Below are 7404 nucleotides of genomic sequence, written 5' to 3'. Positions count from 1 at the left end.
TTGCCGCTCAGTCTGGGTCAACGGCCATGGCGACGCCGTCACGCAGCTGGTGCTGTTCCACACCGCGTTCAACGTGCTGGGCGTGCTGCTGATGTGGCCGCTGTCGGATCCGCTGGCGCGCTGGCTGCTGCGGCGCTTCCGTACCCGCGACGAGGACGACGCCACCCCCCACTACCTGGACCGCAACGTGGCCGCCGTGCCGGTGCTGGCGCTGCAGGCGCTGCGGCGCGAGCTGGCGCGCATGGGGCAGTTTGCGGTCGGGCTGGCGCAGCAGGCCATCCAACTCAACCCTGTAGACCTGCCGTGGCAGCCACCCGCCGCCCACCTGGACCAGCCCCTGACGCGCCAGCTGGCCACGGTGGAGCGGCTGCAGCTGCACATCGGCACCTTCGTCAGCGACATCAGCCGCCGCCCCATGCACCACGACGTGGCGCGCCAGCTGCCCGAGTTGCTGCGCATCGCCACCCATTTCGACACCCTGGCCCGCGTCATGTACCACCTCGGCCTGCAAAGCACGCACCCGGAACACCCGCCGGCCAGTGGCCCCGACGCCCAGGGCCAGGACGCCATCGCCTGCGTGGTGCCCGCCTTTGCCGACGCGCTGGCCTTCTTTCGGGTGGCCGCACCCGACGACACCGCACCCACCCCGCACCACCAGCACCACCTGGCCAGCGAGGCGCGGGAACGCTTCGAGGCCACCTACCAGAACGCCAAGGCCCAGCTGCTGCAATTGGGCGCTGGCGGCCACAGCCAGATCCACACCGTGTACGACTGGCTGGCGCGCCTGAGCGACCTGCGCCGCGCGGTGGAACAGGCCGACAAGGCGGTGCAACGGCTGGCCGCCCTGCCCGACCTGGCCACCACCCCCGACGAACCGGCGCCCAGCGCCTGAGCGCGTCCCGCAGCCTCGCCGCTACGGCGCAGGTGCAGGCGCTGCCGACGGCACTGGAGGCGGCACCACCGCCTGGCCCGGCCTGATGGCCGACTCCAGCACCAGCTCCACGCGCCGGTTGGCGGCACGGCCCTCGGGCGTGGCGTTGCTGGCCAGCGGATGCGAGTCGGCCAAGCCGGTGGCGCGCAGGCGGGCGGGGTCTATGCCCTGGCTTTGCAGGTGACGCACCACGCTGCCCGCGCGCCCCGCCGCCAGCTCCCAGTTCGACGGGAAGCGCGGCGTGTGGATCGGCACATTGTCGGTATGGCCTTCCACCACCACGCGGTGCTGCTGCGCGGCGTTGAGCGCGGGCAACAGGCTGTCGAGCACCTGCAGCCCCTGCGGGCTCAGGCCCGCGTCGCCCGAAGGGAACAGCAGCTCGCTGCTGATGCGAAAACTCACCGTGCCCTCGCCGCGCACCACCTCCACGCCCGCGCCCAGCTGATCCAGCGGCAAGTCGCCCAGCGGATCATCGGCCTGCACCTGCGGCGCTACCACGGGCTCGGGCACGCTGGCCTGCAGCGCCACTGGCCCGCTCTCCTGCGACGGCGGCAACGGCGGCTTGCCCGTGATCGGCTCGCTCATCGACAGCATCACCACCATCATCACCAGCAGCAGCGTGACCACGTCCAGGTAGGTCAGCAGCCAGGTCTCCTCCTCCTGCGGCACCGACGGTTCCTGGTGCCAGCGCGCAAAGCGGCCGCCGCGCACGGTCTGGCGCTGCTGGGCGGTGCGTGCGGCCAGCAACTGCGCCGCACCAGGCGGCAGCGCCCCGGCAGATGGGCTGGGCGGCAAGGGCGGCAACGGGGGCAAGGCGCCCGAAGCACCAAGGGGCCCCTGCTGGCCCGGTCGCGGCAGCGTGCTCATGGCTGCGCGCTCTTGCCCGCGTCGGGGGCCACGGGAGCGGCAGCGGGGGTACCCGGCGCCGCGCGCGACACGATGGCCCCCAGGTTGAAGCCGGAGCTGGCAGGCTCGCCGTCAAAAATCTCGTCCTCGTACTGCGCCACAAACGACTTGAGCGTCTCGCGCATCAGCGACGGGCTGCGCCGCGCGCACATCATCGATATGCCCTGCAGCACCATGTTCATCAGCACCAGGCGCTGCTCGGTGCGCCGCTCCAGCTTGACCGCCACCGGCTTGAACACCAGGTTGGCCAGCAAGATGCCGTAGAACGTCGTCATCAGCGCCACCGCCAGGCTCTGGCCAATCAGCAGCATGTCGCGCTGGCCCAGCAAGTCCATCAGGTTGACCAGACCCACCAGCGTGCCCACCATGCCAAAGGCGGGCGCGTAGTTGGCCATCAGGCGGAAGATCTGCGCCTCCGCCGTCTCCTGCGCGCGCATGCGCGAAATACGCCACTGCAACAAATCCAGAATATCTTCCTCGGGCGTGCGGTCGATCACCAGCTGCACGCCGGTGCGCAAAAACGGGTTCGTCACCTGGCTGACGGCCTTCTCCACCGCGCGCAAGTCGTTCTGCGCCCACAGCTTGGAGATGCGCACCAGCTCCTCGATGTCCTGCTGGATGTAGAGCCGCTCGTTGCGCATCACGGTGGCAAACAGGCCCAGCACGCGCAGCACCTCCTGCAGCGGGTAGCTCAGGAACGTGGCCGCCATGGTGCCGCCCAGCACAATGCCCAGGCTGGGCAAGTCGATGTAGCGCGAAGGGTCGTCGGCGGCAAAAAACAGCATCACCACCAGCAACAGCACGCTGGCCACCATCCCGATCAAGGTGGACGGGTTCATTCTGCAAACTCCTTGAGGGGCACACACGGCGCCAAAACAAGGATTGTGCAGCAGCCAAGACCAGATTCCCTACAATCGCCCCCTGTATGAAAACCACCGCACAACGCCACTGGAGCATTGCGTTGCTGGTATGGGTGTTGGGCAGCGCGGCGGTGTACCTCTACGTCGAACAGCAACAGCACGAACACCAGGCCCACCAGCGCACTGCCCAGCTGCGCCTGAGCACCCCCACCGCACCCACCACCCCGCCAGACCAGCCAGCCGCCACCCCGCCCCAGCGCGACACCGACCAGCAGCACCTCTACACCGAACTCAAGGTGATGGGCTGGCTGCTGAGCCTGCTGCTGGGCTACCTGACCAAGTTGCTGCTGGACCTGCGCGTACAGCGCCAGTCGCTGCGGGCCGCTATCCAGGCCCAGACCGCCGACATCCAGGCCACCCAGCGCCAGCTGCAGGCCACGCTCGAGGCCGTGCCCGACCTGATGCTCGAGCTCGACGCCCAAGGCCACCTGCTGCAACTGCACAGCCAGGCCAGCCACCCGCTGCAACAACCTTGGCCCGACTGCATCGGCCAGCCCATCACCGCGCTGCTACCGCCCGAAGCCAGCGCCGCCATGCTGGCCGCCCTGCACGACGCCCACACCACCGGCCACTCGCGCGGGCGCGAATACCCGCTGCAACGCACCGACCGCAGTACGCGCTGGTTCGAACTCTCGGGCGCGCTCAAGGCCGGCAACCCGCTCGACCCGGTCTCGCACGTCATCCTGCTGGCGCGCGACATCACCACCCGCAAGCGCGCCGAAGAGCAACTCAAGCTCGCCGCGCACTTCTTCGAAGGTGGCAGCGAAGGCTTCGTCATCACCGACGCGCAACAGAAAATCATCAAGGTCAACCGCGCCTTCACCCAGATCACCGGCTACAGCGTGGAAGACATGCTGGGCAAATCCCCGGCCGCGCTGTCCTCGGGGCGCCACCCGCGCAGCTTCTACCGCCAGATGTGGCAGCAGATCAACGCCACCGGCCAGTGGCAGGGCGAAGTGTGGAACCGGCGCAAAAACGGCGAGGTCTACCCCGAGTGGCTCTCCATCACCCGCGTACCCGACGCACAAGGCCAGACCGCATACTACCTGGCCATCTTCAGCGATACCAGCCAGCGCAAGGAGCAGGAAGCCCGCATCCGCTACCTGGCCTACTACGACCCCCTGACCGGCCTGGCCAACCGCAGCCTGCTCAAGGACCGCGCCCAGCACGACCTGGCCCAATGCAAACGCCACCAGAGCCCGCTGAGCCTGCTGTTCATCGACCTGGACCACTTCAAGCAAGTCAACGACTCGCTGGGCCACCAGGTGGGCGACGCCCTGCTCAAGCAGGTGGCAGAGCACCTGAGCCAGCACGTGCGCGAGCAAGACACCGTGGCCCGCATGGGCGGCGACGAGTTCGTCACCGTATTGCCCGAGACCGACGCCGAAGGCGCGGCGCTGGTGGCGCGCAACTTCCTGGAACGCCTGTCGCAGCCCTACCAGGTCGGCACGCACGAGCTCACCGTCACGCCCTCCATCGGCATTGCGCTCTACCCCAACGACGGCCCCGACTTCGACACCCTGTACCGCTGCGCCGACACCGCCATGTACCGCGCCAAACAGAATGGCCGCAGCAGCTTTAGCTTCTTCACCACCGAGATGCAGGCCCAGTCCGTGCGGCGGCTGCAGGTTGAAAACGCCCTGCGCCGCGCGCTGGAGCGCGACCAGCTCTGGCTGCAATACCAGCCCCAGATGAGCCTGTGCGACAACCGCCTCGTCGGCGTGGAGGTGCTGCTGCGCTGGAACCACCCCGAGTGGGGCCCGGTGTCGCCCGCCGAATTCATTCCGGTGGCCGAAAGCAGCCGCCAGATCCTGGCCATCGGCGAATGGGTGCTGCGCACCGCCACCACGCAGGCCAAGGCCTGGCAAGACCAGGGCCTGCCGCCCCTGATCGTGGCCATCAACCTGTCGGCGGTGCAGTTCCGCCAGCCCGAGCTGCCCGACCTGGTCGGCACCATCCTGCACGACAGCGGCCTGGCCCCCGAATGGCTGGAGCTCGAACTCACCGAAAGCGTGGCCATGCACGACCCCGAAGGCGCCATCGCCACCATGGCGCAGCTGCACGGGCGCGGCATCCGCATGTCGGTGGACGACTTTGGCACCGGCTACTCCTCGCTCAACTACCTCAAGCGCTTCCAAATTTACAAGCTCAAGATCGACCAGAGCTTCATCCGCGACGTCACGCGCAGCCCCGAGGACGCCCGCATCGTCGAAGCCATCGTCCACATGGCCGAGAGCATGGGCCTCATCACCATTGCCGAAGGGGTGGAAACGCCGGAGCAACTCGAATTCCTGCGCCGCCACGGCTGCCGCGAGGTTCAGGACTACCACCTCAGCCGCCCCCTGAGTGCCGCCGACTTTGAGACCTTCGTGCGCCAGTACCCGCACACACCCTGAGGCTGACGCCCGCGCGGCAGCACCCTTGGCCACAAGGTAGCGACGAAAAAAAACCGCCCGAAGGCGGTTTTTTCTTGCGCTGGGCCACACGCCCGGCGATGCACACCGGACAGCAGCCCCGCACAGCGTCTTAACGCGGCTGGCGACGGCCACCTTCGGGGCGGGCACCGCCACCAAACGACGGCTTGCCACCAAAACCAGGGCCACCGTGGCCACGGGCGGGCGGGCCATTGCGGCGGTCCTGGCCACCGGCGGCGTGGCGCGGCGCATCACCGTAACCACCACGCGGGGCGCCCGAGAACTCGGACTGGCGCTCGCCACGGCGCGGCTCGAACGCCGGCTTGTCGCTGCGGCCAAAGGCGCCGAAACCACGGCCAGCGTCACGCCCGCCACGCTCGCCACCTGCCGGGCCACGGGGGGCAAAATCGCCACCACGCTCGCCACGCGGAGCAAAGTCGCCACGGCCTGCGCCGGGGGCGGCGTCGCGGCCAAACGAGCGGCCACCACCGCTGTCGCGGTCACGGCCAAAGCCACCGAAGCCGCCAAAACCACCACGGCTGTCGTTGCCGCGCGATTGCGGACGGCCACGGCCAGCGCCACCCGGGCGGCGCGTGTCGCGGCGGTCTTCGTAGACCTGCTTTTGCGGCTCCAGACCCGGAATGGTGTGGGTGTCGATGCGTTGCTGGCTGTAGGCCTCGATCTCGCCAATCTTGCGGCGGTCGCGGAACTCGGCCATCGTCACGGCCAGGCCCTGACGACCGGCGCGACCGGTGCGGCCAATGCGGTGGGTGTAGTCCTCGGCCTTCATCGGCAGGCCGTAGTTGAAGACGTGGGTGATGGTGGGCACGTCAATGCCGCGCGCTGCCACGTCGGTGGCCACCAGAATCTGCACCTGGCCATTGCGCAGTGCGGTCAGGCGGCGGTTGCGCAGGCCCTGGCTCAGGGCGCCGTGCAGCGCCACAGCCGAGAAACCGACCTGTTGCAGCTCTTCGGCCAGGCTGTCGCACTCGATTTGGGTGCTGGCAAACACGATCGCCTGGTCAATCGAGGCGTCGCGCAGCCAGTGGTCCAGCAGCTTGCGCTTGTGCTCGGCGCTGTCGCACCAGAACAGCTTTTGCTCGATGTTGCTGTGGCGGTCTTGCGGCGTGTCGATCTGCACCTTTTGCGGCGTGCGCATCACGCGCTGGGCCAGGCTCTGGATGCGCGGCGCAAAGGTGGCGCTGAACATCATGGTCTGGTGGCGCTGGATGGTCAGCTGGTTGATATCGGCCAGGTCGTCCGAGAAACCCAGATCCAGCATGCGGTCGGCTTCGTCCACCACAAGGAACTGCACCTTGTTCAGCTCCAGCTGGCCCGAACGCTGCAGATCCAGCAGGCGGCCCGGCGTGGCCACCACCAGGTCGGCGTTCTGCAGCTTGGCCAGTTGCACCTGGTAAGGAATACCGCCCACCACGTTGGCAATGCGCAGGCCACGGCAATGCTTGACCAGGTCGATCGCATCGTTGGCCACCTGTTGCGCCAGTTCGCGTGTCGGGCACAGCACCAGGGCGCCCGGTACGGCGGGCTTGAAGTGGCGCGACAGCAGCGGGTTCTTGCGCTTGGGCTTCTTGGGGGCGGGCTTGCCAGCGGCTTCGGCCTCGGCCACCTGGCGGTCCCATTCGGCGCGCTCTTCGGCTTCGGCGGCGGCCTGCTGCTCCAGCAAGGTGTGCAACACGGGCAGCAGGAAGGCGGCGGTCTTGCCGCTGCCGGTCTGGCTCGACACCATCAGGTCGGTGTAGCCTTCGGTGTGGCCACCCTGCATCGCCTTGGGGATGGCGGCTTGCTGCACCAGCGTGGGCTGGGTGAAGCCCAGGTCGGTCACGGCCTGTACCAGCTCCGGGGCCAGGCCCAGGGCGGCAAACAGGTTGGGCGTGTCGGCCACCGGCGCGGCGTGGGTGTCCACAGTGGTATCGGTGGTGGTGTCGAGGAAAACGGGGGTGTCCACCAGGTCGGTGGTCAGGTTTACAGCTTCAGTCATGTCATTCGTCCATGCGCACACAATGGCGCAATCGAGCGAAGCAAGGCCAGCGCGAACTCCCGGCGGGGGGAGCGTCTGATCGCTTGATCCGTTCATGGTCAAAAAAACATCAACCATCAAACAGATCAGCATGCGCCGCGTTCTGTTATGAACGCTGGAAGCGGAATGCGAAAGGCCAAAAGAACCACGCTGTGCGCGCAGTTAACCAGCAAATACTGGCAAGGGGCCTGAGTG

4 protein-coding genes and 1 pseudogene are annotated in these 7404 nt (G+C 68.0%); 2 read left to right on the top strand and 3 right to left on the bottom strand.

Features of this window, described 5'->3' with window-relative positions; translation table 11 throughout:
- Positions 1-892 (top strand): annotated as a pseudogene (locus CON76_RS13045) (Na/Pi cotransporter family protein); the annotation flags it as partial.
- A 21-nt stretch (positions 893-913) separates the two neighbouring features.
- Here CON76_RS13045 and CON76_RS05015 read toward each other — a convergent pair.
- Positions 914-1798: an OmpA/MotB family protein gene (locus CON76_RS05015; RefSeq protein WP_101102261.1), complete on the bottom strand. Its 885-nt coding sequence runs from the start codon at positions 1796-1798 to the stop codon at positions 914-916.
- On the bottom strand, positions 1795-2676 hold the full coding sequence (locus CON76_RS05010; RefSeq protein WP_101102260.1) for a motility protein A: 882 nt from the start codon (positions 2674-2676) through the stop codon (positions 1795-1797). Before CON76_RS05010 ends, CON76_RS05015 begins: the two co-directional genes overlap by 4 nt.
- An 86-nt stretch (positions 2677-2762) precedes the next feature.
- Between CON76_RS05010 and CON76_RS05005 the strand changes: the two genes are divergently transcribed.
- A complete protein-coding gene (locus CON76_RS05005) occupies positions 2763-5153 on the top strand; it encodes a putative bifunctional diguanylate cyclase/phosphodiesterase (RefSeq protein WP_101102258.1) in 2391 nt (796 codons plus the stop codon).
- Positions 5154-5283: 130 nt separating this feature from the next.
- Here CON76_RS05005 and CON76_RS05000 read toward each other — a convergent pair whose 3' ends face one another.
- Positions 5284-7170 (bottom strand): DEAD/DEAH box helicase, encoded by a 1887-nt coding sequence (locus CON76_RS05000; protein ID WP_101102256.1) that lies wholly within the window; start codon positions 7168-7170, stop codon positions 5284-5286.
- Positions 7171-7404 lie beyond the last annotated feature (234 nt).

Source organism: Macromonas bipunctata (assembly GCF_002837135.1).
GTDB classification, from domain to species: Bacteria; Pseudomonadota; Gammaproteobacteria; order Burkholderiales; family Burkholderiaceae_C; genus Macromonas_A; species Macromonas_A bipunctata.
Note: the sequence above shows the minus strand (reverse complement) of the source record. Positions and strands in the feature narration are given on the sequence as shown.